The organism is Rhodoferax sp. MLSD5-FHT05B10 (genome assembly GCF_058793415.1).
The window spans coordinates 220,552-246,065 of the sequence record NZ_JBXAFT010000003.1; the positions used below are offsets into that span (position 1 = coordinate 220,552).

24 protein-coding genes and 2 tRNA genes are annotated in these 25,514 nt (G+C 64.1%); 11 read left to right on the forward strand and 15 right to left on the reverse strand.

Annotated elements, in window-relative coordinates; translation table 11 throughout:
• Positions 1 to 14: 14 nt before the first annotated feature.
• From AC1Q5W_RS06230 to surE, 3 genes are read right to left on the reverse strand one after another with little or no spacing between them, the layout of a single operon-like run.
• Positions 15 to 902, reverse strand: a complete 888-nt coding sequence (locus tag AC1Q5W_RS06230; RefSeq protein WP_492643273.1) for a peptidoglycan DD-metalloendopeptidase family protein — start codon at positions 900 to 902, stop codon at positions 15 to 17.
• Positions 903 to 913: 11 nt separating this feature from the next.
• Entirely contained in the window at positions 914 to 1,735 is an 822-nt protein-coding gene (locus AC1Q5W_RS06235; protein ID WP_492643274.1) for a protein-L-isoaspartate(D-aspartate) O-methyltransferase, read from the reverse strand.
• Positions 1,732 to 2,511: a 5'/3'-nucleotidase SurE gene (gene surE, locus AC1Q5W_RS06240; RefSeq protein WP_492643275.1), complete on the reverse strand. Its 780-nt coding sequence runs from the start codon at positions 2,509 to 2,511 to the stop codon at positions 1,732 to 1,734. Before surE ends, AC1Q5W_RS06235 begins: the two co-directional genes overlap by 4 nt.
• 130 nt (positions 2,512 to 2,641) lie before the next feature.
• Here surE and AC1Q5W_RS06245 point away from each other — a divergent pair, with 130 nt between their 5' ends.
• The 6 genes from AC1Q5W_RS06245 (at position 2,642) to mobA (ending at position 9,516) form a co-directional block, all read left to right on the forward strand.
• Positions 2,642 to 3,616, forward strand: a complete 975-nt coding sequence (locus AC1Q5W_RS06245) for an NADPH:quinone oxidoreductase family protein (protein ID WP_492643276.1) — start codon at positions 2,642 to 2,644, stop codon at positions 3,614 to 3,616.
• Positions 3,617 to 3,986: 370 nt separating this feature from the next.
• Complete coding sequence (locus AC1Q5W_RS06250; protein ID WP_492643277.1) at positions 3,987 to 5,222, forward strand: ABC transporter substrate-binding protein; 1,236 nt, start codon at positions 3,987 to 3,989, stop codon at positions 5,220 to 5,222.
• Between the two features lie 103 nt (positions 5,223 to 5,325).
• Entirely contained in the window at positions 5,326 to 6,201 is an 876-nt protein-coding gene (locus tag AC1Q5W_RS06255; protein WP_492643278.1) for a branched-chain amino acid ABC transporter permease, read from the forward strand.
• Positions 6,202 to 6,203: 2 nt separating this feature from the next.
• The gene (locus AC1Q5W_RS06260) at positions 6,204 to 8,147 is read left to right on the forward strand and encodes a branched-chain amino acid ABC transporter ATP-binding protein/permease (RefSeq protein WP_492643279.1); all 1,944 of its coding nucleotides are present in this window, start codon (positions 6,204 to 6,206) and stop codon (positions 8,145 to 8,147) included.
• A 21-nt stretch (positions 8,148 to 8,168) separates the two neighbouring features.
• Positions 8,169 to 8,888 (forward strand): ABC transporter ATP-binding protein, encoded by a 720-nt coding sequence (locus tag AC1Q5W_RS06265; protein WP_492643280.1) that lies wholly within the window; start codon positions 8,169 to 8,171, stop codon positions 8,886 to 8,888.
• A 28-nt stretch (positions 8,889 to 8,916) separates the two neighbouring features.
• Positions 8,917 to 9,516: a molybdenum cofactor guanylyltransferase MobA gene (gene mobA / locus AC1Q5W_RS06270; RefSeq protein WP_492643281.1), complete on the forward strand. Its 600-nt coding sequence runs from the start codon at positions 8,917 to 8,919 to the stop codon at positions 9,514 to 9,516.
• Positions 9,517 to 9,584: 68 nt separating this feature from the next.
• On the opposite strand, the gene AC1Q5W_RS06275 is transcribed toward mobA, so the two are convergent.
• The 9 genes from AC1Q5W_RS06275 to uvrC all read right to left on the reverse strand — a co-directional run bounded on the left by AC1Q5W_RS06275 (position 9,585) and on the right by uvrC (position 16,419).
• Positions 9,585 to 9,815, reverse strand: coding sequence for a hypothetical protein (locus AC1Q5W_RS06275; protein ID WP_492643282.1), 231 nt, complete (start codon positions 9,813 to 9,815; stop codon positions 9,585 to 9,587).
• Between the two features lie 56 nt (positions 9,816 to 9,871).
• A complete protein-coding gene (locus AC1Q5W_RS06280) occupies positions 9,872 to 10,663 on the reverse strand; it encodes a heparan-alpha-glucosaminide N-acetyltransferase (protein WP_492646108.1) in 792 nt (263 codons plus the stop codon).
• An 11-nt stretch (positions 10,664 to 10,674) separates the two neighbouring features.
• On the reverse strand, positions 10,675 to 10,980 hold the full coding sequence (locus tag AC1Q5W_RS06285) for a DUF1330 domain-containing protein (RefSeq protein ID WP_492643283.1): 306 nt from the start codon (positions 10,978 to 10,980) through the stop codon (positions 10,675 to 10,677).
• A 61-nt stretch (positions 10,981 to 11,041) separates the two neighbouring features.
• Positions 11,042 to 11,117: transfer RNA gene (locus AC1Q5W_RS06290), tRNA-His, on the reverse strand.
• A 32-nt stretch (positions 11,118 to 11,149) separates the two neighbouring features.
• Complete coding sequence (locus AC1Q5W_RS06295; RefSeq protein WP_492643284.1) at positions 11,150 to 13,081, reverse strand: SurA N-terminal domain-containing protein; 1,932 nt, start codon at positions 13,079 to 13,081, stop codon at positions 11,150 to 11,152.
• A gap of 61 nt (positions 13,082 to 13,142) precedes the next feature.
• A tRNA-Val gene (locus AC1Q5W_RS06300) sits at positions 13,143 to 13,218 on the reverse strand.
• 16 nt (positions 13,219 to 13,234) lie between these two features.
• Complete coding sequence (locus tag AC1Q5W_RS06305) at positions 13,235 to 13,507, reverse strand: HU family DNA-binding protein (RefSeq protein WP_007874140.1); 273 nt, start codon at positions 13,505 to 13,507, stop codon at positions 13,235 to 13,237.
• Positions 13,508 to 13,836: 329 nt separating this feature from the next.
• Entirely contained in the window at positions 13,837 to 14,412 is a 576-nt protein-coding gene (gene pgsA, locus AC1Q5W_RS06310; protein ID WP_492643285.1) for a CDP-diacylglycerol--glycerol-3-phosphate 3-phosphatidyltransferase, read from the reverse strand.
• Between the two features lie 18 nt (positions 14,413 to 14,430).
• Positions 14,431 to 16,419 carry an excinuclease ABC subunit UvrC gene (gene uvrC / locus AC1Q5W_RS06315; protein ID WP_492643286.1) on the reverse strand — a complete coding sequence of 663 codons (1,989 nt, stop codon included), beginning with the start codon at positions 16,417 to 16,419 and terminating at the stop codon, positions 14,431 to 14,433.
• A gap of 58 nt (positions 16,420 to 16,477) precedes the next feature.
• Here uvrC and earP point away from each other — a divergent pair, with 58 nt between their 5' ends.
• From earP to AC1Q5W_RS06340, 5 genes are all read left to right on the forward strand, one after another.
• Complete coding sequence (gene earP, locus AC1Q5W_RS06320) at positions 16,478 to 17,626, forward strand: elongation factor P maturation arginine rhamnosyltransferase EarP (protein ID WP_492643287.1); 1,149 nt, start codon at positions 16,478 to 16,480, stop codon at positions 17,624 to 17,626.
• Positions 17,627 to 17,742: 116 nt separating this feature from the next.
• Positions 17,743 to 18,297, forward strand: a complete 555-nt coding sequence (efp, locus tag AC1Q5W_RS06325; RefSeq protein ID WP_492643288.1) for an elongation factor P — start codon at positions 17,743 to 17,745, stop codon at positions 18,295 to 18,297.
• 136 nt (positions 18,298 to 18,433) lie between these two features.
• Positions 18,434 to 20,035, forward strand: a complete 1,602-nt coding sequence (locus AC1Q5W_RS06330; protein WP_492643289.1) for a thymidine phosphorylase family protein — start codon at positions 18,434 to 18,436, stop codon at positions 20,033 to 20,035.
• Positions 20,035 to 20,925 carry a ribose-phosphate diphosphokinase gene (locus AC1Q5W_RS06335; RefSeq protein WP_492643290.1) on the forward strand — a complete coding sequence of 297 codons (891 nt, stop codon included), beginning with the start codon at positions 20,035 to 20,037 and terminating at the stop codon, positions 20,923 to 20,925. Before AC1Q5W_RS06330 ends, AC1Q5W_RS06335 begins: the two co-directional genes overlap by 1 nt.
• An 11-nt stretch (positions 20,926 to 20,936) precedes the next feature.
• The gene (locus tag AC1Q5W_RS06340; RefSeq protein ID WP_492643291.1) at positions 20,937 to 21,800 is read left to right on the forward strand and encodes an LOG family protein; all 864 of its coding nucleotides are present in this window, start codon (positions 20,937 to 20,939) and stop codon (positions 21,798 to 21,800) included.
• 28 nt (positions 21,801 to 21,828) lie between these two features.
• Here AC1Q5W_RS06340 and AC1Q5W_RS06345 read toward each other — a convergent pair whose 3' ends face one another.
• The 3 genes from AC1Q5W_RS06345 to pncB all read right to left on the reverse strand — a co-directional run bounded on the left by AC1Q5W_RS06345 (position 21,829) and on the right by pncB (position 25,513).
• Positions 21,829 to 23,223: a DNA recombination protein RmuC gene (locus AC1Q5W_RS06345; protein WP_492643292.1), complete on the reverse strand. Its 1,395-nt coding sequence runs from the start codon at positions 23,221 to 23,223 to the stop codon at positions 21,829 to 21,831.
• Between the two features lie 86 nt (positions 23,224 to 23,309).
• Positions 23,310 to 24,299: a 2-hydroxyacid dehydrogenase gene (locus AC1Q5W_RS06350; RefSeq protein WP_492643293.1), complete on the reverse strand. Its 990-nt coding sequence runs from the start codon at positions 24,297 to 24,299 to the stop codon at positions 23,310 to 23,312.
• A gap of 20 nt (positions 24,300 to 24,319) precedes the next feature.
• Positions 24,320 to 25,513: a nicotinate phosphoribosyltransferase gene (gene pncB, locus AC1Q5W_RS06355; RefSeq protein WP_492643294.1), complete on the reverse strand. Its 1,194-nt coding sequence runs from the start codon at positions 25,511 to 25,513 to the stop codon at positions 24,320 to 24,322.
• Position 25,514: the final 1 nt, after the last annotated feature.

Sequence of the window (25,514 nt, forward strand, 5' to 3'; positions counted from 1 at the left end):
GCCAGTCAAGTACCTTACCGGGCGGGCAGGTATTTGGCCGGGTCCACCGGTTTGCCCTGCCGGCGCACCTCAAAGTGCAGCTTCACCCGGTCGGCATCGCTGTTGCCCATCTCCGCGATCTTCTGCCCCTTCTTGACCGTCTGGTCTTCCTTGACCAGCAAGGTCTGGTTGTGGGCATAGGCGGTCAGGAAGGTGTTGTTGTGCTTAAGGATGACCAGGTTGCCATAGCCCCGCAGGCCAGCGCCGGCATACACCACGCGGCCTTCGGCGGCGGCCAGCACCGGGTCACCGGCAGCACCGCCAATGTCCAGTCCCTTGTTCTTCACTTCGTCGTAGCCCGCAAGAATCGCCCCGCGGCCCGGCCAGATCAGGCCCAGGTCGTCGTCGCTGCCCGAGCCTGCAACGGGTGTCGGTGCCGATGCGGGAGCCGGGGCCGGCGCAGCCACTGGTGCCGCACTGGCTGCAGAAGCCGGCGCCGAGGCTGGCTTGGCGGGCCCGGCCGAAATCGGCGTGGGTGTCACAGCCGCTGACGCCACGGGCTTGGCAACCGCAGTCTCGTGGATGACCGGCGGGACCACCCGCAAGACCTGGCCGACTTCGATGCGATTGGGATTCTCCAAGTTATTCCAGCGGGCAATATCCTTGTGACTCTGCCCGGCCTCCAGACCGATGTGGATCATGGTGTCACCCGGCTTGACGGTGTAATAGCCCGCCTTGCCTGCGTTCTCGAAGCCTGGTGGCTGCTTGACGGCGGCCGTGCGCCCGTCCATGCCCACCCGGTTGGCAGCGGAACCCCGGTCTTCCACCGGCGCACGATTGAGCGGTTTGGAGCCGCAGCCAGACAGCAGCACGCCCACAGCAGCCAACACCAACCAGAAACCCCCACGCATAAACCCGAACATAAGCACTTCCTTCAAGCAACGCCTGATTTTAGAGGGACAAAATGCACTGCCTCCAGAAGGGTCTGGCGGATGCCCTGCGGCGTCTTGTCCAACACCAGCAACGCCTGGGTCCCGCCCGGCGCCCCTGCCGCGACCACCGGGGCCACCAGGCGTCCCCCCATGGCCAGCTGATCCACCCAGGCCTGCGGCACGGCCTCGCCCCCGGCCGCGGCAATGATGGCCGCATACGGTGCGCCCTTGGCGTAGCCCGCCATGCCGTCGCCGAACAACAGGTGCAGATTGGACAGACGCAAGTGGCGCAGGTTCTCGCGCGCCTTGTCGTGCAGGCCGCGCAGGCGCTCGATGCTGTAGACCTCGCTGGCCAGCAGGCTCAGCACGGCGGCCTGGTAACCACAGCCGGTGCCGATCTCCAGCACACGGCCCAGCTTGCCGGTCTGGCCGTTGCGCAGCAACTCGGCCATGCGCGAGACCACCCCGGGCTTGGAAATGGTCTGCCCCAGCCCGATGGGCAGGCTGGTGTCCTCGTAGGCCTGGTTGACCAGGGCGCTGTCCACAAAACGGTGGCGCTCGACGGTGCCCATGGCCATCAGCACCTGCGGGTCGGTCACGCCCTGGGCGGCAAGCTTCTGCACCATGCGCAGGCGCACCGCGCTGGAGTCCATGCCCACGCCATGCGGCACGGCCGCCAGGGACGCAGGCTTGGCGCCTTGGAGGCCGGACACCGGGGCTTTGGCCACGCTGGTCTGGCCAGCCAATGGCGCGCCGTGCGGGCTGGGCCGGTTCTTGGCCAGCGTCACGTCCAGCCGCGCCGGAAAAGAGGGGCGCTGCTTCATGGCTTGGCCGTTTGCAGGCTGGCAGCCAGGCGCGAAGCGGACTGGGCCCAGTACTGCAGGTTGTCATGGTCGGTCAGGTCCACCTTGAGCGGTGTCATGGCGATGTGACCCTGGGCGGTGGCATGGAAATCGGTGCCGTCGGCATCGTCCTTCACGGGGCCGGCCGCGCCGATCCAGTACATGGTTTCCCCCCGGGGGCTGACCTGCTGGATGACCTTCTCGGCCGAGTGGCGCCGGCCCAGGCGGCACAGCTTCATGCTGCCAATCTGCTCATACGGCAAATTGGGAATATTCACATTGAGCAACCAGGGCGTGTGGGTGATCAGTTGCTGCTGGGCCATGGCCAACACCAGGTCCCGCGCCTTGCGGGCAGCGGCGTCCACGTGGTGCCAGTCTTTCTCCACCTGCGAGAACGCAATGGCCGGAACTCCGAACAGGTAGCCTTCCATGGCCGCGCCCACGGTACCGGAGTAAATGGTGTCATCGCCCATGTTGGCGCCATTGTTGATGCCCGAAATCACCAGATCCGGCCGGTAGTCCAGCAGACCGGTCAGGGCGATGTGCACGCAGTCGGCCGGAGTGCCGTTCACAAACCGGAATCCGTTGGTCGCCCGGGTCACGTACAGCGGCGAATGGAGGGTCAGCGCGTTGGATTTGGCACTGTTGTTGTGTTCGGGAGCAATCACCTCAACCTCGGCCACCTCTTTCAGGGCTTCATACAGTGCCGCAAGACCGGGGGCCTGGTAACCGTCGTCGTTGGAAATAAGGATTTTCATAATCTCGGGGAATAGCGTGCCATTGTAGGTGGCAGGGCAAACCCTTGGTCGTGCCGGGCGGGTCACGCCAGAGACAATTTTGACCGCACCATGGCCCTATGATGCGTCCACCTTTTTTGGAGACTTCCCCATGCATGCCTGGCTTTGTGAGAACCCCATCGGCGTTGACGCCCTGACCTGGAAAGAACTGCCCACGCCCCAGCCCAAGGCCGGTGAGGTGCTGATCGCCATCAAGGCCGCGAGCCTGAACTTCCCCGACATCCTGATCGTGCAGAACAAGTACCAGATGAAGCCGCCCCTGCCCTTTGTGCCGGGCTCGGAGTACGCTGGCGTCATCGAGGCCGTAGGCGAAGGCGTCACCCACCTCCAGGTCGGCCAGAACGTGGCCTGCCTCTCCGGCACCGGCGGCTTTGGCACCCACACGCTGGCACCGGCTGCCCTGTGCATGCCGCTGCCAGCGGGCTTCCCGTTCGTGGACGCGGCCGCCTTCATCATGATCTACGCCACCTCCTACCACGCGCTGGTGGACCGTGCCCAGCTCAAGGCCGGCGAGACCGTGCTGGTGCTGGGCGCTGCCGGCGGCGTGGGCACCTCGGCCATCCAGATTGCCAAGGCCATGGGCGCCAGGGTGATTGCCGCCGCCTCCACCGACGAAAAGTGCGCGCTGTGCAAGAAGATCGGTGCGGATGAAACCATCAACTACGCCACCGCCAATCTGCGCGACGCCCTCAAGGAGCTCACCGGCGGCAAGGGGCCGGACGTGATCTACGACCCCGTGGGCGGTGACTTTGCCGAGCCAGCCTTCCGCTCCATTGCCTGGCGTGGGCGTTACCTGGTGGTGGGCTTTGCCTCCGGCCCCATTCCCGCACTGCCCTTCAACCTGGCCCTGCTCAAGGGTGCCAGCATCGTCGGCGTGTTCTGGGGCGACTTTGCCAAGCGCGAACCCAAGGCCAATGCCGCCATGATGGGCGAACTGGCCCAGTGGTATGGCCAGGGCAAGATCAAGCCCGTCATCGACCGCACCATGCCCATGGCCGAGCTCAAGGCCGCCTATGCCCACATGGGTTCGCGCGGCGTCATGGGCAAGCTGGTGATGGTGAACTGACCCGTCCCCACCTTTCTGAACAGCGGAGTTGCGCCAGCGCGGCGCTCTCCACCCCGGTGTGGCTCCAAGCCGGCGTCCGCCCCCCCACACCCTGTAGTGCGCTGCCTTGTCACGCGCAGGCTGCACCATTCCCCACGGGCCGCCACACGTCCCTCCTGCCAGGCTGCGTACCGGAAACCCGTGCCCCACGGGTTCGCCGCCTCACGCCCGTCACGCGAAGCTGTTACAAGGGTCAGTGCAAGACAGGTGTATGTGTTTTTTGGTACAACAACAACGGATGGCGGGGTTTTGCCTAATGACACGCCAGCCTTCACGTCTTAAAGTGGTATGGCCACTTTCAACAATTGACAGAAAAACAGGAGACAAGACAATGAAATTGAAATCAGGATTGACCGCCATCGCACTGGCCTTGACCGCACTGGGTGCTTCGGCAGCCGACCCCATCAAGGTGGGGGTATCCGGCCCCTACACTGGTGGTTCCTCGTCCATGGGCGTCAGCATGCGCGATGGCGTCCGTCTGGCCGCAGACGAAATCAACAAGGCTGGCGGGGTTCTGGGACGCCCCCTGTTGCTGGTCGAACGTGATGACGAAGCCAAGAACGAACGCAGCGTGCAAATCGCGCAGGAACTGATCAACAAGGAAAAAGTGGTCGCCACGCTGGGCTTTATCAACACGGGTGTGGCGTTGGCGTCACAGCGTTTCTACCAAGAAGCCAAGATCCCGGTCATGAACAACGTGGCAACCGGATCGGTCATTACCCACCAGTTTGACAACCAGCCCGACAACTACATTTTCCGCAATTCGGCTCACGACAGCATCCAGGCGCCCATGATTGTGGAAGAAGCCATTACCCGCCGGGGCTTCAAGAAGGTCGCCATCCTGGCGGACTCCACCAACTACGGTCAACTGGGTCGCGAAGATCTGGAGAAGGCCTTGGCACTGAAGGGCCTCAAGCCCGTGGCCGTCGAAAAGTTCAACATCAAGGATGTTGACATGACCGCCCAGCTGCTCAAGGCCAAGGAAGCCGGCGCCGAAGCCATCCTGACGTACGCCATCGGCCCCGAACTGGCCCAGATCGCCAACGGCATGACCAAGCTCGGCTGGAAAGTCCCCATGGTCGGCAGCTGGACCCTGTCGATGGCCAACTACATCGACAATGCAGGCCCTGGCGGCGAGGGTGCACGCATGCCCCAGACCTTCATCCAGGAGCCAACCACGCCCAAGCGCCAGTCCTTCATCATCAGCTACCTGAAGACCTTCAACCCCAAGAATGCCCGCATCGACTCTCCGGTGTCGGCTGCCCAGGGTTATGACTCGGTCTACCTGCTGGCTGCCGCCATCAAGCAGGCCGGCTCCACGGATGGCCCCAAGGTCAAGGCGGCACTGGAAGACCTGAAGGCTCCGGTGGAAGGCGTGGTGACCACCTACACCAAACCCTTCTCCAAGACCGACCACGAGGCCATCACGGTCAACATTCCCGTCATGGGCGAAGTCAAGGGACAGAAGGTGGTCTACGCTTACCCTGAAGACCAGAAAAAGGCTTCCCAAGTCCGCGTGAAAGACACGGAAGCCAAGGGCGCCCTGTCGCAAACGAAGAAGAAGTAAATAAGGCCACAAGCCATGGACGCGGGATGCGGGCTGTGCCCGTGTCCCGCTACTTCGTGATCTCTGCACCGGCCGACTGGGCCGCGTGTACTCAAAGGACCGTATGCAGATCTTGATTCAACTGGTGTTCAGCGGCATTGCGCTGGGCATGATTTACGCCGTCATTGCATTCGGCTACCAGCTCACATTCGCCACCTCCGACACCCTGAATTTCGGACAGGGTGAGGCCTTGATGCTGGGCGCTCTGGTCGGACTTTCGTGCGTGGGGCTGGGCATCAACTACTGGTTGATGATTCCGCTGGTGTGTCTTTTCGGCGCCGCGCAGGGCGCGCTGGTCGAACGCATTGGTGTGCGTCCGGCCATCAAGATCAAGAGTGAGTTCGGCTGGATCATGTCCACCATTGCACTAGGCATCATTTTCAAGAACGTCGCTGAAAACGTGTGGGGGCGCGACGATCTGCGCTTTCCGTCGCCGCTGCCGGAAGCCCCGCTGCACTTCCTGGGGGCCAACATCCTGCCCATGGAAATCCTCGTCGTGGTGGGCGCGCTGCTGATGATGCTGTCGGTGGAAATATTCAACCGCCGCTCGATCTACGGCAAGGCTGTCGTGGCAACATTCAACGACCGCGACGCCGCCAAGCTGATGGGCATCAATACCAGCCTGGTCATCACTTTCTCCTACGCGCTGTCGTCCATCACGGCCGCGGTCGCGGGGGTATTAATTGCACCACTGACCCTGACCGGCGCCACCATGGGGTCGGTACTGGGCCTCAAGGCGTTCGCGGTCGCCATCATCGGCGGACTGACCAGCGGGTTGGGAATTATTGTGGGGGGGATCATTCTGGGCGTTGCCGAGACCACCACCGGTTTCTACATTTCCACCGGCTACAAGGACGTACCCGGACTGGTACTGCTGCTCATCGTGCTCGCGCTCAAGCCCGCAGGGCTGTTCGGCAAAAACGCAATCAAGAAAGTTTGAGAATGAAGCGATCGCAATTGGCTCTCTCGGCGCTGGGCATTCTCGCGCTGGCGCTCTTCCCCATGGCGGTGGGTAATCCGTACTACATCCACCTGCTGGAAACCATCATGATCTATGCGATCGTGCTGTTCGGCCTGGATATCGTTGTGGGCTACACCGGACAGGTGTCGCTCGGCCATGCCGGCCTGTTCGGCATCGGCGCCTACACCGCAGGTGTACTGGTGCTCCATCTGGGAGCTCCACTGTGGGTGACGCTGCCGGCCGCCATCGTGGTCACCGCCATTTTTGGCGCCCTGCTGGCGCTGCCCGCGCTGCGGGTCACCGGGCCCTACCTCGCCATGGTCACACTGGCCTTCGGCACCATCATCCAGATTCTCATCAACGAGATGACTTTCCTCACCGAAGGCCCCATGGGCATCAAGGTAGAGAAGCCCAGCCTCTTTGGTCACCAGATGGACGAGCAGGAGTTTTTCTGGCTGGTCGGGGTTCTGCTGATCGCCTCCCTGGTGCTTGTGCACCGCATTTTGCGGTCACAGCTCGGGCGGGCCTTTGAAGCGTTGCGCGGCAGCCCGGTGGCGTCCGACTGCATGGGCGTTTCGGTTTACCGCTACAAGGTGTACGCCTTCGTCATCAGCGCCGGCCTGGCCGGTCTGGCCGGTTCGCTGTACGCCTACTCCGAGCAGTACATCTCGCCCAACACCTACAACTTCGAACTGACGGTGATGTTCCTGCTGGCCATCATCATGGGCGGGCGCAAGACGCGCGTCGGCGCCATGCTGGGTGCAGCCATCATCGTGATGCTGCCCAAGCTGCTCGACGACATCGAGTTGTTCCGCATGGTGTCCGTGGCACTGGCTGTCCTGATCATCATCGGCAGCGTGGTACTGGTGGCGCGCAAGAAGAAGACGGTGGGCAATGTGGCGATTCCAGTGGCCGTCAGCGTCGCGTTTGCCGGCCTCTCCTACGTGCTGACGGCCATGACCGACTGGCGCCTGTCCATCTTCGGTCTCATCACCCTCTTCGTCGTCTATTACCTGCAGGATGGCATCGTCGGCTTCGTGCGCGCAACCCTGAACCTGCAGAGCTACGCGCAGTCCGACGCCGAAACCACGCGCGCCACCGCCCATGTTGAAAAGGCCCTGCAGCACCAGACCGCTGCCACGGCGGAGGAAATCCTGGTGGCATCCGGCATCCTGATGCAGTTTGGCGGCCTCAAGGCCCTCAACAACGTCGACCTGCGCATCCGGCGCGGCACGATCCACGGCCTGATCGGCCCGAATGGTTCCGGCAAGAGCACGATGATGAACGTCCTGACCGGCATCTACGTGCCAACGGCCGGCAGCATCGCCTTCGAAGACCGTTCACTGGTGAAGCGGAGCTCGTCCGAGATCGCCCTCTCCGGCATAGCCCGGACGTTCCAGAACGTGCAGCTGTTCGGCGAAATGACCGCCATGCAAAACGTGCTGGTCGGCCTGCACCACACCTATGCCAGCAACCTGCTGGACGTGGCCCTGCACACACCGCGCTACCGGCGCGAGCGGGACCAGAGTGCATCCCGCGCGCACGCCCTGCTGCAATTCGTGGGGCTGAGCGACCTGGCCGGCGAAGAGGCCCGCAACCTGCCCTACGGTAAGCAGCGGCTGCTCGAAATTGCGCGGGCGCTGGCCCTCAACCCACAGCTGCTACTGCTGGACGAGCCCGCAGCCGGCCTGACGGCGCCAGACATCAAGGAGCTGGTTTCCATCATCCAGAAGATTCGGGGTGAAGGCATCACCGTGATCCTCATTGAGCACCACATGGACGTGGTGATGTCGATCTGCGACACGGTCACCGTACTCGACTTCGGCCAGAAGATTGCCGAGGGCACCCCCTCGGTCGTGCAGACCGACCCCAAGGTCGTCGAGGCCTATCTCGGTGGCGACGCAGCTGCGTTGTCCGCTGCCTGACCCAACCATTTGGACTACAAGATGCTCAAGATTTCCAACCTGCATGCGGGCTATGGCAAGGTCGAGGTGCTGCACGGCATCAGCCTGGAAGTGCCCAAGGGCCGCGTCGTGACCCTGATTGGCAGCAATGGCGCCGGCAAGACCACGACCATGCGCGCCGTTTCCGGCATGATCGCCCCCCGCGAGGGAAACATTACCCTAGGTGAGACCGATATCACCGGCAAGGAGTCGTACCACATTGCCAAGCTGGGGCTGGCCCACTCGCCCGAGGGGCGGCGTGTGTTTGCCACCATGACGGTGAACGACAACCTGCTGCTAGGGGCTTTTCCCCGCTTCACGGGTTCACGGGCCAAGGGCGACGTCAACGCCGACCTGGAACGGGCCATGGAATACTTTCCCCGGCTCAAGGAACGCCGCACGCAGCTCGCCGGCACCCTGTCCGGTGGTGAGCAGCAGATGCTGGCCATGGCCCGCGCCATGATGATGAACCCGGACGTCGTGCTGCTGGACGAGCCTTCCATGGGGCTGGCCCCCATCCTGGTGGAAGAGGTGTTCCACATCATCTCGCGGTTGCGCCAGGAAGGCGTGACCATGCTGCTGGTGGAGCAGTTCGCCGCTGCCGCACTGAACGTGTCCGACTACGGCTACGTGCTGGAAAACGGACGCATTGCCGTGCACGGACCGGCAGACAAACTCAAGAACGATCCGGCCGTGAAGGCCGCCTACCTGGGCGGCCATTAGCCTGCAGGGTGCGCCGGTAAAATGGGCCATGCGCATTACCGGACTCCTTCTCGCCGGCGGCCGCGGCACCCGCATGGGCAGCGTGGACAAGGGGCTGCAGCCGTTTCGCGGCACGCCCATGGCCCTACACGTCCTGCGGCGGCTGGCACCCCAGGTGCAGACTGTCATGGTCAACGCCAACCAGAACCTGGCGGCGTATGCCGCATTGGGTGCGCCGGTCTGGCCCGATGTGATGCCCGATTTTGCCGGCCCGCTGGCCGGTCTGCAGGTCGGGTTGATGCACTGCGAAACCCCGTATCTGGTCAGCGTGCCGTGTGACTCGCCTTTTCTGCCGCCGGACCTGGTGCAGCGCCTGGCCCAAGCCTTGGTCGCCGAGGACGCTGACCTGGCCGTTGCCGTCACGGGGCACGGCGACGCCACGCAGGTGCACCCCGTTTTCTGCCTGCTGAAGACGACCCTGCTGCCGCATCTCACCCAGTACCTGGAAAACGGCGGCCGCAAGATGGCCGCCTGGTATGCCCCGCTGAAAGTCGCGCAGGTGCATTTCGCCGACGAAGCGGCATTTCGCAACATCAATACACGGGATGAACTGCAAACCTGTGACAACGACACGCCGCTGACAAGCTGAAGAATCGACAGCGCGGTCTATCGGTTGCGTGCCGCAGCGCACGATGCCTGGGCCTGCAAAGATGCGGTCTAGGTGGCCCCCAACTTCTCGTCCACCAACCGCTCGCCCACCGCGCGCCCGTGTGCCACCGCCTCGGCTTCCGTCAGGAAGTAGTCGAGCACCGGAAAGCGATGGTCCAGAGCCGCATCCCCGCTCTCCTCGGCTACAACCACCTGGGCGCCAAACCGGCCATCCGCCATTGCCAACGGACCGCAGTGCAAATGATGCCCGCGGTACTTGAAACTGTGATCGGTTGCCATACTGGGGCCCTCCAAGGAAGTCTGTGCCTATTGTGCACCGCCTATCGCCCGGCAGACTAGCGCAAAGCCATCGCTGCCAACGTCAGAACGCCCATCAGAAGCAGCTGGTGCAGCATGTACCAGCTCAAACTCCATCGCCCGATCAGTGCCAGTGCGGCAATGACCCTAGACCTGCTGCGCACGGGAGCCCCCGCACGCAACCATCCCCGTGCCATGACCCACTGCCCCGCAGCCACGCCCCACCACACCGCGCCCAGCCAGGGCAGCAGCGGAACAAAGTCTTCCGTGACGGGTTTGCGGCCCACCAAGCCCATCCAGTTCAGCGCCGGCCCGTCCAGAACGGCAAACTGCGGCCATTGCGCATGTGCCTGCGGGGCCAGTACCCCTGCCGCCACCGCCACCAGCCCGGCCAGCCACAACCCACGGCCCCAACCCGCCGTGAGGCGTGCGATCGGCAACATCACGGCCATGCCGTGCAGTACGCCAAAGTAGATCCAGCTCCGGGGAAACACAAGCGCCGACCCCGCACTGACCAGCAGCGCGCAGCCGGCGATCTGGGCCCAGCGCCGCCAGAACCGCGGCCAATCCTGGGCACCGGACACCGCGATCGCCTGCCCCACCCCCGCACAGAACAGGAACAGGCTCAGGATGCAGGTCCGCTGCAGGGTCCAGACCGGCGAGCGGTAGAAATCCTGCTGTATGAACCCGAAGTAGTTGAGATCAAACGCAAAGTGGTACAGCGTCATCCACAGCAGGGCAACGCCGCGCACCGCATCCAGCACGTCATGGCGGGAGCGCACCAACCCGGAGAGAGCGGCGCTACGCGGTGGCACCGGGGTGCGGGACATCGCCATTGCGCTCAGGACGGCTGGGGACCGTCGTAGCCTTCCACAATGACCAGGTCAATGCTCGAAACCGGCTGGCGCAGCGCGATGGCTGCCTGGTATTGCGGAGAGTTCCAGCAATCCAGCGCCGCCTGGTAGGAAGGGAATTCGATCACGATGTTGCGGGACCGGCTGGTGCCTTCGGGATTCTCATAGCGCCCGGCCCGCACGAGGAAACGGGCTCCGAACTGGCGGAAAGGCTCCGCATTGGCGGCAACATAGGCCTTGTACATCTCCGGGTCCGCAACCTCGACCCGCCCAATCCAGTAACCCTTGGCCATGGAACTCTCCAAAAGAAAAAACCCTGCTATCTTTTGAATAGCAGGGTTTCTTGGTATCACTTGGGGTGGCTGATGGGGCTCGAACCCACGACAACAGGAATCACAATCCTGGACTCTACCAACTGAGCTACAGCCACCGTGAGCTTGCAATTATAGCGTGTCTTCGCGCCTATTCTGCAGCAGCCTGTGCACCCAGCGCATTTCTTGCGGGCCGCGGCACCTTGATCTGGACCTTGAAGCGGTCCTTGAGCATCTGGTAATACGCCTGGTTTTCTGCGCCAGCCACCCACTGCGCGTATTGCTGGCGCTCCTGCGCGGCGGCAGCGGGAGCCGGTGCCGTGCGGGGCAACACCTTGTTGACACGCACCACGGCGTACCCTTGTGTCCCCAGATCCACTCCCACCCATGCCGGCAGGGTACTGGTATCGGCATGCAGGGCGGCGTCCAGCACCGGCCCCTGAACCGGCTGGCCCGCCTCGCGCGACACCACCACGGCAGCGGGCAGGTTGCCCGGGGCAGCGGCCTTCCAGGCAGCCAGCTTCTCGGCGCCCTCTTTCTTCGCCAGCTCGGCGGACCGGCTGGCTACCAGCCGGTCACGCACATTGGCGCGCACTTCGGAAAGTGGCCGCGTGCGTGCCGGCGTGTACTGGGTAATGCGTGCCGCGGCCAGTTGGTTGGCACCAATTTCAATGGCCTCGGTGTTGCGCTTTTTCTCGATCGAGTCGGCCGTGAACAAGGCTGCCAGCAACTTCGGATTGGCCAGCACCAGGTTGCCCGCCGGCGCACTCTGCCGTTGCACGTTGGTGGCGGTCTTGACTTCGAGCTTCAGGCGTTCGGCCACGGGCTTGAGGCTGTCGGACTGCTCGTAAACGCCGTTGGTAAAGGTCTCTGCCACCTCGGCAAACTTGCGCTGGGCCTGCTGTGCCTTCAGGTCGGCTTCCATGCTGGCACGCAGTTCCTCAAAACTACGCTGCTTGGGGGCCTTGATATCCGTGAGTTTGATGATGTGAAAGCCAAAGTCCGACTCCACCACATCGCTGATTTCGCCTTTTTTCAGGGCAAATGCCACGTCCTCAAACGGCTTCACCATGGCGCCGCGGCCAAAGAAGTCCAGGTCGCCACCGGCGGGCGCAGAACCCGTATCTTGCGAATTCTTGCGGGCCACGTCGGCAAAAGTTTCCGGGGCCTTGCGCACCTGGGCCAACAAGGCGTCGGCGCGTTCGCGGGCCTTCTGGCGGTCGGCGGCAGGCATGCCCTTGGGGGCGTTGATCAGGATGTGGCTGGCACGACGCTCTTCCTTGCCGCTCAGACGGCTCGCGTTTTGTTCGTAATACGATTTGAGGTCCTGCTCATTGAGGGTAATGGACTTTCTGACGGTGTCGAGGTCCAGCACCACATACTCCACGCTGGCGGACTCAGGCGCCTGGAACAGCGCCGGGTTGGCCTGGTAGAACGCTTCAATGTCGGCGTCGCTCGGGGCAACCTTGCCCGCATAGTCCGTCGGGTTGAAACGGGCAATTTGCACCTCGCGCCGCTCGAAGAAGGCGTTCAGGGAAACGTCGGCCACCGCCTGGGGCGTGAACGCGGTGCCCACCAAGCCAGCCTCGACCTGGCGCGTGGACAGGTCGCTGCGCACACGGGCCTCAAAACCATCCGGCGTCAGCCCCTGGCTGGCGGCCAGCTGGCGATAACGCTCGATGTCGAGCTTGCCATCCGGAAGGCGCAGGGACGCGATGGTGGGGTCCTGTTGCAGGGCGCGTGCCAGCCGTGCGTCACTGGTATTGAGGTGCGAACTCTGCACGGCTTCGGACAAGACGCGCTCGCGCACCATCCGCTCCAGGGTGGCATAGCGGGCCTCGGGAGAGTCCAGCAGCTTGGCATCCAGGTTGGGCATGGACTGGCGCAGGCGATCGACCTCGTTCTTGTGCGCGTTGTCCCATTCGCCCCGGGTGATGCTGTGGCTGCCAACCTTGGCTACGGCGGCACCCTCGCCACCCAGGCGGCGAAACCCATCCACACCCACCAGTACAAACGCCGGGATGATCAGCAAGAACATGAGAAACATCATGACCTTTGTGTGCTTGCGGACGAAATCGAACATGCGTTAACTCTCCATGAAAAAACAAAAAAGGCGAACAACACTGTTCGCCTTTGCTGGGTGGTGGTGGGTGATGACGGGCTCGAACCGCCGACCCGCGCCTTGTAAGGGCGCTGCTCTACCAACTGAGCTAATCACCCCACCTTAAACCTCATGTCAGTTCAAGGCATCCTTCAATGCCTTGCCCGGACGGAACTTTGGAACTTTGGCAGCCTTGATTTTAATCGCATCGCCGGTGCGTGGATTGCGACCGGTGCGCGCAGCACGTTTGCCCACTGCAAAAGTACCGAAACCAACCAGGGAAACAGAGCCGCCTTTTTTCAGCGTGGTCTTGACCGCGCCAATCGTGGACTCCAGTGCGCGTGTAGCAGCAGCCTTGGAGATGTCGGCGTGTTTTGCGATGTGTTCAATCAGTTCAGTTTTATTCACAAAGACCCCTTGTATGGAAGCAGAGTTAGTCGAATTGTCTCTTCAAAATCTTGTTATCACCTGACATTGCCACCGGCCATCTGCGTGTTGTGCAGACGACTCAAAGGCAGGTCCGGGGCAAGCTGGTAGCAGCCGAAACTGCTGCGGTCCATTAAAGCCACGGGTCTGACCCGTGTCAATACGCCGTGCAGTATTACGACAGTGCGGAGCCGAATTCTAGTCGCTTTTTTTGGCCCTCCGGAGCAGCGCCGGGCAAGAAACATTGTGTTACAGGTCACGCGGGAAGCGCATGGGCGCACCGCGCCAAAACGCCCCGGTCCAGGGTCGGTTCAGTGTGCACGGGCACGGATCTCAGGCACCGCCTTTTGCAGGTAATACACCATGGACCAGACGGTCAGCACCGCTGCCATCCAGATCAGCCAGACACCCCACTGATGGGTGTTGATCAGCCCGAACAACACACCGTCAAACAGCAGGAAAGGAATGGCGACCATCTGCACAACCGTCTTGAGCTTGCCGATCATGTGCACGGCCACACTCTTGGAGGCACCGATCTGCGCCATCCATTCGCGCAAGGCCGAAATAGCAATTTCACGGCCAATGATGATCAGCGCCACGAACACATCGGCACGCTGCAGGTGCACCAGCACCAGCACGCAGGCGCAGACCAGGAACTTGTCGGCCACGGGGTCGAGAAAGGCACCGAAGGAAGACGTCTGGTTCAGCCGGCGGGCCAGGTAGCCGTCCAGCCAGTCTGTGGCGGCGAACACCACGAACATGACGGTGGCAATCAGGTTCTTTTCAGCCGGATTGGCGAAGGCATCGGGCAGATAGAAGACACCCACGATGAGCGGAATCGCAAAGATGCGCGTCCAGGTCATGATGGTGGGAATCGTTGTGAACATAGCGTGATTGTGGCACGGCTAATGCAGGGCCCGATAAATTTCATCGGCCAATTCGCGGGAGATGCCATCGACTGTTGCGATGTCGTCCACACTGGCCAGGGCGACGCCCCGCACGCCACCAAAACGCTGCAGCAAACGGGCCCGGCGCTTGGGACCCACGCCGGGAATTTCCTCCAGCTTGCCACCGCCCACGCGCACCCGGGCCCGCTGGGCACGCATGCCGGTAATGGCAAAGCGGTGGGCCTCGTCCCGGATTTGGGCCACCAGCATCAGCGCCGCCGAATCGGACCCCAGGTAGACCTTGTCCCGCCCGTCGGCAAACACCAGCTCTTCCAGGCCCACCTTGCGGCCCTCTCCTTTTTCCACGCCCACGATCAGCGATAGGTCTAGCCCCAACCCTTCGAAGACGGCACGGGCCATGGCAACCTGACCCTTGCCGCCGTCCACCAGCACCAGATCGGGCATGCGGGCCGCACCGGCGGGTGCCTGTCCGGCATGCTTGGCCTCCTTCAGCGCCTCGGCCACCTTGCTGTAGCGGCGGGTCAGCACCTGGCGCATGGCGGCGTAGTCGTCCCCCGGGGTGATGCCATCGATGTTGTAGCGCCGGTACTCGGCGTTCTGCATCTTGTGGTGGTGAAACACCACGCACGACGCCTGGGTGGCTTCGCCCGCAGTGTGCGAGATGTCGAAGCACTCCACCCGCAGCTCGTCCAGATTCTCCAGCGTCAGGTCCAGCGCCTCGGCCAGGGCACGGGTGCGCGCCTGCTGCGACCCTTCTTCGGCCAGCAGGCGGGCCAGTTGCAGGGCGGCGTTGGTTTGCGCCATCTCCAGCCAGGCGCGGCGCTGCTCGCGCGGCTGGTGCACCGCACTGACCTTGAAACCCACCTGCTCGGACAAAACCTTCAACAGGCCCTTGCTCACCGGTTCACTCACGACCAGGGTGGGCGGCATGGGCACATCGATGTAATGCTGGGCCAAAAAGGCTTCCAGCACCTGCACCTCCACCGAAACCGCCGGCGTCTCGCCCTCGCCGCCGTCGGCCAGGCCGGCCGCGTCTTCCACATGGACCGGAAAATACGGCCGGTCGCCCAGGTGGCGTCCGCCGCGCACCATGGCCAGGTTCACGCAGGCTTTGCCGCCCTGCACCTTGACTGCCAGGATGTCCACGTCGCGGTCGGCCACGTTGTCCATCGACTGCTGGTGCAGCACATTCGACAGCGCCGCCACCTGGTTGCGCAGCTCGGCCGCCTGCTCGAACTCCAGCTTGTCGGCATGCATCATCATGCGGGCTTCCAGCGTGCGCATCACTTCCTGGGCATCGCCCCGCAGGAACTTCTCGGCGTTGGCCACATCACTGGCATAGTCCTGCGCCGAGATATGCCCCACACAGGGTGCCGAGCAGCGCTTGATCTGGTACAGCAGGCACGGCCGGGTGCGGTTGCTAAACACCGGGTCCTCGCAGGTGCGCAGGCGAAACACCTTCTGCATCAGCAGGATCGCCTCCTTCACCGCCCAGGCACTGGGATACGGGCCGAAGTAGCGGTGCTTCTTGTCCACCCCGCCCCGGTAGTACGACACACGGGCAAAGTGGGCCGCCACCGGCGTCGCCGGAACGGGTGCCCCCGAAGCATCCGCCGCCCCGGCCGCACGCGCAGCCGACGGCGGCACCCCGGTCATCTTGAGGTACGGGTAGCTCTTGTCGTCCCGAAACAGGATGTTGTAGCGGGGCTGCAGCGTCTTGATGAGGTTGTTTTCCAGCAGCAGCGCTTCCGCTTCGGAGCGCACCACCGTGGTTTCCATGCGCACGATCTTGCTCACCATGTGGCCGATGCGCGTGCCCCCGTGGTTCTTCTGGAAATAGCTCGATACCCGCTTCTTCAGGTTGATGGCCTTGCCCACGTAGAGTAGCTGGTCCGCGCTGTCGAAATAACGGTACACCCCCGGCAGTGCCGGCAGCGCCGCCACTTCGCGCAACAGTTCATCCGGGTGGGCTTGTACGTGGGACATGGTGCGTTATTGTCCGTCCTTTGCCCACCCGCATGCCGCTGCGTGGACAATCCGGGCCATGCACGCTTTGCCGCCCTCGCCCGCCACCCCTACCCTGCTGTGGGACATTTTCTGCCGCGTGATCGACAACTTCGGCGATATCGGCGTGTGCTGGCGCCTGAGCGCCGACCTGGCCGCGCGGGGACACCAGGTGCGCCTGTGGGTGGATGACGCCAGCCCCCTGCAGTGGATGGCCCCCGGCGCCCTGGAGGGCCGCTGGCCCGGGGTGCAGGTACGCGACTGGGGCCAGTCGCAGGACGCCCGCGCACTGGCCGCGCTGGCACCGGCCGACGTCTGGATCGAAGGTTTTGGCTGTGAAATTGCTACAGAATTCATAGCTGCCTACGCAGAATCCACGGATCATAGCGGCCAAAATACCGTTCAATTTCCGGTATGGATCAACCTGGAATACCTGTCCGCCGAGCGCTACGTGGAGCGTGCCCACGGCCTGCCTTCACCGGTCATGAGCGGCCCGGCCAAGGGCTGGACCAAACATTTCTACTACCCCGGCTTTTCGGCCCACACCGGCGGGCTGCTGCGCGAACCCGACCTGCTGCAGCGCCAGCAGGCCTTTGCACAGGAGGGCCAGCGTGCCGCCTGGCTGGCCCGCAACGGGGTGACCTGGGAAGGGGAACAACTGGTGTCCCTGTTCTGCTACGAGCCTCCAGCCCTGCGCGCCCTGCTGGAGCAGCTGGACGCGCAGGCCACGCCCACCCGTCTGCTGGTCACCCCGGGGCGCGCGCAACAGGCCGTGCAGGCCGCCCGCACCGGGCTGCAGCGCCTGCGCATTGACTATCTGCCGCACCTGACCCAACACGACTTTGACCACCTGCTGTGGGCCTGCGACCTGAACTGCGTGCGCGGCGAAGACTCCGTGGTGCGCGGCCTGTGGGCGGGCAAGCCGCTGGTGTGGCAGATCTACCCGCAGCAGGACGCCGCCCACCACGCCAAACTGGACGCCTTCCTGGACATGCTGGGCGCCGACGCCACCCTGCGCGCTTTCCACTACGCATGGAACGGCGTAACCGGCACCTCCGGGGACGCGCCGCCGCTGCCATTGATTCACCTCAACACATGGTCAGAAACCCTGCAGGCAGCCCGCCAGCGGCTGCTGCAAATGGACGACCTGGGCACGCAGCTGATCGCATTCGTCCAGAAAAAACGGTAAAATTTAGGGCTTTGCTGATATTGCCGCGTGAGAGGGGCAAATCATGCCCCCGCCGCAGACAGCGGCCTATCACGCTGACAGCACAGGCTAGCAGCGACTCCTGTTATTTGATCTTTATGAAAATCGCTCAAGAAATCCGCGCCGGCAACGTCATCATGCACGGCAAAGACCCCATGGTCGTCCTGAAAACCGAATACAGCCGCGGCGGCCGCAACTCGGCCACCGTGCGCATGAAGCTCAAGAGCCTGATCGCCAACTTCGGCACCGAAGTCGTGTTCAAGGCCGACGACAAGATGGACCAGGTCATCCTGGACAAGAAGGAGTGCACCTACTCCTACTTCGCCGACCCCCTGTACGTGTTCATGGACACGGAGTACAACCAGTACGAAGTCGAAGCCGAGAACATGGGCGACACACTGAACTACCTCGAAGACGGCATGGAAGTCGAAGTGGTGTTCTACGAAGGCAAGGCCATCTCGGTTGAGTTGCCCACCAGCGTGGTGCGCGAAATCACCTGGACCGAACCCGCCGTCAAGGGCGACACATCGGGCAAGGTCCTGAAGCCCGCCAAAATCGCCACCGGCTTTGAAGTCGGCGTGCCAATCTTCGTGGCCCAGGGCGACAAGGTCGAAATCGACACCCGCACCGGCGAATACCGCAAGCGCGTGTAATGCCCCTGGCACCAGCGCCCCCGCGCTGGCATCCGGCAAAAGGCTCCTTCGGGAGCCTTTTTGCTTTCCACCGCTGACCTGCGGCAAACCAGGCCGGCACCCGGATGGCGGGCCAAATCCGGTGTAGGCTATCCCCATGCACAAAGAGATTTCTGAACCCTCTGCTGCCAGCTCGGTATCGGGCAACGGCGCCTTCACCCCGGCCCGGCTCGCCCTGCGCCGCGTCCTGATTGACACCTACCACGAGAACGTGGCCTACATGCACCGGGACTGCGAGATTTACCGGGCAGAAGGCTTCAAGGCCCTGTCCAAGGTCGAGGTGCGCACCAATGGCCGGCACGTCCTGGCCACGCTCAACGTGGTGGTGGACCCATCCATCGTGGCCTGCGGCGAACTGGGCCTGTCCATTGCCGCCTTCGCCCAGATGGGCGTGGAAGACGGCCACACCGCCACGGTGTCGCAGGCGGAGCCGCCGGCGTCCATCGGCGCGCTGCACCGCAAGCTCAACGGAGAGCGTCTGGGGCTGGACGATTTCCGCACCATCGTGCAAGACATCGCGCAACACCACTACTCCAAGATCGAGCTCACCGCCTTCGTCGTCGCCTGCAACCGTGACGAACTGGACCGCGAAGAGGTCTACTACCTCACCGAAGCCATGATTGCCGCCGGCAAACGCCTGGACTGGCGCGAGAACATGGTGGTCGACAAGCACTGCATAGGTGGCATTCCGGGCAACCGCACCTCCATGCTGGTGGTGCCCATCGTCGCCGCGCACGGCATGCTGTGCCCCAAGACCTCGTCGCGCGCCATCACCTCACCGGCCGGCACCGCCGACACGATGGAGGTGCTGGCCAACGTCGAGCTGTCCGTGGAGAAGCTGCAGGACATCGTGCGCAAGCACCGTGGCTGCCTGGCCTGGGGTGGCACGGCCAACCTGTCGCCGGCCGACGACGTGCTGATCTCGGTGGAGCGGCCGCTGTCGCTGGACTCGCCGGGGCAGATGGTGGCCTCCATCCTGTCCAAGAAGGTCTCGGCGGGCTCCAGCCACCTGGTGCTCGACATTCCCATCGGCCCCACAGCCAAGGTGCGCTCCATGCCGGATGCCCAGCGCCTGCGGCGCCTGTGCGAGTACGTGGCCCGGCGCCTGAAGCTCACGCTCGACGTGGTGATCACCGACGGCCGCCAGCCCATCGGCTTGGGCATTGGCCCGGTGCTGGAGGCGCGCGACGTCATGCGCGTGCTGGAGAACGACCCCCGCGCGCCCAACGACCTGCGGCAGAAGGCCCTGCGGCTGGCCGGGCGCCTGATTGAATGCGACCCCGATGTGCGCGGCGGCGACGGCTTCTCCATTGCCCGCGACATCCTGGATTCGGGCCGCGCGCTGACCAAGATGAACGACATCATCCAGGCGCAGGGCAGCAAGCACTTCGACCACAACCAGCCGCAACTCGGGGCCCTGACCTTTGAAATCCACGCTACCGAAACCGGCGTGGTGACCGGCATCGACAACCTGCAGCTGGCGCGCATTGCCGGTCTGGCGGGCGCTCCCAAGGTCAAGGGCGCCGGCGTGGACCTGCTGTGCAAGCTTGGTGCCAACGTGCAACCTGGCACTCTGCTCTACCGCGTCTACGCGGACTTCACGGCGGATCTCGAATTCGCACGCCAGGCCTGCAAGAAGTCGTCGGGCTACACCATCGGCGAGGCCAGTGAGATGCCGCACGTCTTCGTGGAATTCTGATGGGAGCCGCCGCCATGCTGCTGCACTTTGAAGAAGACCAGGCGCTGGCCCAGCGCATCGCCGGCGCAGCCGGCCTGCCCACCGCCGCCATCGACCGCCACCGCTTCCCGGACGGTGAACTCAAGCTGCGTCTGCCCGCCACCCTGCCACCACAAGTCGTGCTGCTGCGCACGCTGGACAACCCCAACGAAAAACTGGTGGAACTGCTGCTGGTGGCCCGCACCGCCCGGGAACTGGGCGCACAGCACCTGACGCTGGTGGCGCCCTACCTGGCCTACATGCGCCAGGACATCGCGTTCCAGCCCGGAGAAGTCGTCAGCCAGCGCGTGGTGGGCCGTTTTCTGGCCGACCTGTTCAACGCCGTCATCACCGTCGACCCGCATCTGCACCGCGTTGCCACGCTGCAGGAGGCCGTGCCCGTGCCGCAGGCCGTGGTGCTCAGCGGCGCGCCCTTGCTGGCCGACCTGATCGCCGCACACCATACACGCCCCCTGCTGGTTGGCCCGGACGAAGAATCCGCCCAGTGGATTGCGCAGGCAGCCGCACGCCACCATTTCGACTACGGCGTGTGCCGCAAAGTCCGCCATGGCGACCGCCAGGTGGACATTGCGCTGCCCGCGTTGGACGTGGCCGGCCGCGCCGTGGTGCTGCTCGACGATGTGGCCAGCAGCGGCCACACCCTGGCTGGAGCGGCGCGCCTGCTGCGGGCGGCCGGTGCCGCCTCGGTGGACGTGGCGGTTACCCACGCCCTGTTTGCGGGCGATGCCCTGCAGGTCATCCAGGCCGCCGGTGTGGGCACAGTCTGGAGCACCGACTGCATCACCCACCCCAGCAACGCTGTCAGCATGGCGCCGCTGATCGCCCAGACCCTATTGACTTTGACCCCCTAGGAAACACGCACTTGGAATCCCCCCACACCCTCACCGAACGCACCCTGGCCGATGCCTGGGCCGACCTCAAGGCCCATGCCGATGCGGGCCTTCCCCTGCAGCCCGACGCCTACCGCCTGGCCTTCGCCGACCCCGAATTCCTGCTGCGCCGCGAAACCCGCGGCATCCGCTTCCAGCTGGAGATGCTCAAACCCGACCTGGACCAGGCCGAGATGGGCATCGACAGCACCATCGTGGTGTTTGGCAGCGCCCGCTTCAGCGCGCCCGAAGACGCCCTGCGCTACCTGGAAGAAGCCCGCAAGAGCGGGGACGCCCAGGCCATGACCGACGCCAAGCGCCACATGCGCAACGCCCACTTCTACGACCAGGCCCGCCTGTTTGGCCGCATCGTGGCCACCCACAGTGCGACGCTGCCAGAGAAGGAGCGCCTGTACATCTGCACCGGAGGCGGCCCCGGCATCATGGAAGCGGCCAACCGCGGCGCCTTCGAGATGGGCGCCCCCACGCTGGGCCTGAACATTGCCCTGCCGCACGAACAGGGCGCCAACCCCTACGTCACGCCGGCCTTGAGCTTCAAGTTCCATTACTTTGCACTGCGCAAGATGCACTTCATGATGCGCGCCAAGGCACTGGTGGCCTTCCCCGGCGGCTTTGGCACGCTGGATGAGCTGTTTGAGGTGATCACCCTGGTGCAGACCAAGAAGGCCAGCCCGGTGCCCATCATCCTGTTCGGCTCGGACTACTGGAAGCGCCTCATCAACCTCGATGTGCTGGTGGAAGAAGGCGCCATCTCCACCGAAGACCTGAAGCTGTTCCAGTACACCGACGACCCGCAGCAAGCCTGGGACGCCATCCGCGCGTTCTACGAGCTGTAAGCCGGCCGGGGGGCCGCCGGCCCCGCGTTCAAACCTGGCCGCTGCCGGCTTCCGCGTCGCCGGTGTCCAGGTCCCGGTCGATCGGAATCAGGGCCTGGGCCTGCGTGTCGGGCAGTGCATCCACCTTCTTGAGCACACGGCTCATGGCGCGGCTGCGGGTCTCGGCGCTGTCCAAGGTGTTGAGCACGGTCTGCGTCTGCGACTTGACCTTGGCCAGCACGCCACCAAATTTTTCGAACTCGGTCTTGACCGCACCCAGAACCTGCCAGACCTCGCTGGAGCGTTTCTCCAGCGCCAACGTGCGAAAGCCCATCTGCAGCGAGCTGAGCATGGCCAGCAAAGTGGTGGGCCCGGCCAGGGTGACGCGGTGGTCGCGCTGCAGGCTCTCCATCAGGCCGGGGCGGCGCAGCACTTCGGCGTACAGGCCCTCGGTGGGCAGGAACAGGATGGCGAAGTCGGTGGTGTGCGGCGGCTCCACGTATTTCTCCACCATGGACTTGGCCTCCAGCCGGATGCGCGCCTCCAGCGCCTTGCCGGCCATCTCGGCGCCAGCCACGTCCGCGCGGCCCTGGGCGTCGAGCAGGCGCTCGTAATCTTCGTTGGGAAACTTGGCGTCAATGGGCAGCCACAGCGGCTCGCCGGTGTCGGACTTGCCGGGCAGCTTGATGGCAAAGTCCACCACGTTCTTGCTGCCCGGGCGGGTGGCCACCTGCACCGCGTACTGGTCGGGCACAAACACCTGCTCCAGCAGGCTGGCCAGTTGCGCCTCGCCAAACATGCCGCGCGTCTTCACGTTGGTGAGCAGGTGCTTGAGGTCGCCCACGCCCTGGGCCAGGGTCTGCATTTCGCCCAGGCCCTTGTGCACCTGCTCCAGCCGGTCGGCCACCTGCTTGAAGCTCTCGCCCAATCGGGCCTGCAGCGTGGACTGCAGCTTTTCGTCCACCGTGGCGCGCATCTCGTCGAGCTTGGTGGCGTTGGTACTCTGCAGTTGCAGCAGCTGCTTTTCCAGCGTCTCGCGTACTTCGGCGATGCGCCGCGCGTTGGACTCGCCCAGATTGGAAAGCTGCAGCGTCAGCGTGTCCGACAGCGTTTTCTGCAGCAGCGCCAGCTGCTGGCCAAAGGCGTCAATCTGGGTGTTCTGCGTGCGCGTGGCCTCCGCCCCCTGCTGGGTCAGCGTCTGCTGGAAGGTGGCCAGGTTCTGCGTGGTCTCCTGGCGCGCGCCGCGCGAGGACTCGGCAATTTCCCGGCGTAACTCGCGCTCCAGCCGCTCGCTGCTGGTTTGCAGCAGGCCGCGCAGTTCCTGCAGCTCCTGGCGCTGGGCCTGCACCTGCGCGTCACCTCCCTGGCGGCGCGCCAGCCACAGCAGCGCGCCCAGATTCACCACCGCCAGCGCCACCAGCGCTCCTGTCAACCAGTCGTTCACGTTACAGCCCTTGTTTCAGAAATAAGCATCAAATCAGCCGAAAGCGACCGTATCCATTGCGCAGACAGCTATACAAATCATAGCAACTACACTGCTACCGTATTCAGGGGCGTCTTCGCCTTGCCGTGCACCAGGTAGCCGATGAGGTTGTCCACCGCCATCTGTGCCATGGCGCGGCGCGTGCCCACGGTGGCGCTGGCAATGTGCGGCGTGAGCACCACGTTGGGCACGGTGAGCAGGTCGGGGTGCACGCTGGGCTCGCCCTCGAACACGTCCAGCCCGGCCGCGGCAATGCGTTTGTCCCGCAGGGCGGCGGCCAGCGCGGCGTCATCCACGATACCGCCGCGGGCGATGTTGACCAGGGTCGCCGTGGGCTTCATCAGGGCCAGCTCAGCCGCACCGATGGTGTGGTGCGATGCGGCGGAGTACGGCACCACCAGCACCACGTGGTCGGCAGTGCGCAGCAGCTCCTCCTTGCCCACATAGGTGGCGCGGCATTCGGCCTCCGTGGCGGCATCCAGGCGGCTGCGGTTGTGGTAGATCACCTGCATGCCAAAGCCCAGCGCCCCGCGGCGCGCTATGCCCTGCCCAATGCGCCCCATGCCGATGATGCCCAGCGTGGAACCGTGCACTTCGGCGCCCGAGAACATGTCGTAGCTCCAGCGCGTCCACAAGCCCGCCCGCAGGAAATGCTCGCCCTCGGTCACGCGCCGGGCGGTGGCCATGAGCAGGGCAAAGCCGAAGTCGGCAGTGGTTTCGGTCAGCACATCGGGGGCGTTGGTGCCCAGCACGCCAGCCGCCGTCATGGCGTCAAGGTCGAAGTTGTTGTAGCCCACCGTCATGTTGGCGCAGATCTTCAGCTGCGGGCACTGGGCCAGCAGGGGCGCGGTGATGCGCTCCACGCCAAAGGTCATGACGCCGATCTTGTCCTGCAGGCGGCGCGCCAGCTCGTCGGCACTCCAGTCGGCGTCATCCGGGTTGGACTCCACCTCGAAGTGCTGCGCCAGCTGTTCGACGATGTCGGGAAAGATCGCACGGGTGACGAGGATACGGGGCTTGACAGAGGGTGTGGGCATGGCGGGTGCTCGGTAGAGGGTCAGACCGGGGTTGCGGGGGGCGCTATTTCAAACACCTGGCGCAGATAGGCCAGGTAATTCTTGTCGTCGCACATGTCTTTGGCGGGCGTGTCCGAGAGCTTGGCCACCGGCTGGCCGTTGCAGCGCACCATCTTGATGACGATCTGCAGCGGCTCGTAGCCCAGGTCGTTGGTCAGGTTGGTGCCGATGCCGAAGGCCAGCTGGCAGCGTCCGCGGAACTGCTGGTACAGCGCAATGGTGCGCGGCACGGTCAGCGCGTCGCTGAAGATCAGCGTCTTGGTGCGCGGGTCCACCCGGTTGTGTGCGTAATGGTCCAGCATGCGCTCGCCCCACTGGAAGGGGTCGCCGCTGTCGTGGCGGGCGCCGTCAAACAGCTTGCAGAAATAGAGGTCGAAATCGCGCAGGAAGGCGGTCATGCCGTAGACGTCGGACAGGGCAATGCCCAGGTCGCCCCGGTACTCCCGCGCCCAGGACTCGAAGGCAAACACCTGGCTGTCGCGCAGCCGCGGACCCAGGGCCTGCGAGGCCTGCAGGTACTCGTGCGCCATGGTGCCCAGGGGGGTCAGCCCCAGCGTCATGGCTAGCAGCGTGTTGCTGGTACCGGCAAACTGGCCCGCCGTGCCGCTGCCCAGGCGCGCCACCAGCACCCGCAGCACCTCGTCGTGCCAGGCGCGCGAGAAGCGCCGGCGCGTACCGTAGTCGGCAATCTTCAGGTCGGCCAGGCCCTCGGCCTGCAGCTGGCCGATCTTGACGTCCAGCCGGCGGCGGCCTTCCAGGAAGTCGGGCACCTTCTGCGTGTTGCGGAAGTACACTTCGTTGACGATGGCGAGCACCGGAATCTCGAACAGGATGGTGTGCAGCCAGGGGCCGATGATGACGATCTCGATCTCACCGCTGGGCAGCGGCGTGACGGTGATGTACTTCTCGTTGAGTTTGAACAGCCCCAGGAAATCCACAAAATCGCTCTTGATGAAGCGCATGGACCGCAGGTAGGCCAGCTCGCTGTCCTGGAAATGCAGGCTGCACAGGGAGCCGATCTCTTCCCGGATTTCGTCGGCGTGCGCCGCCAGGTCAATGCCGGGGTTGCGGCACTTGAAGCGGTATTCCACCTGGGCACCGGGAAACTGGTGCAACACCACCTGCATCATGGTGAACTTGTACAGGTCGGTATCCAGGAGGCTGGTGATGATCATG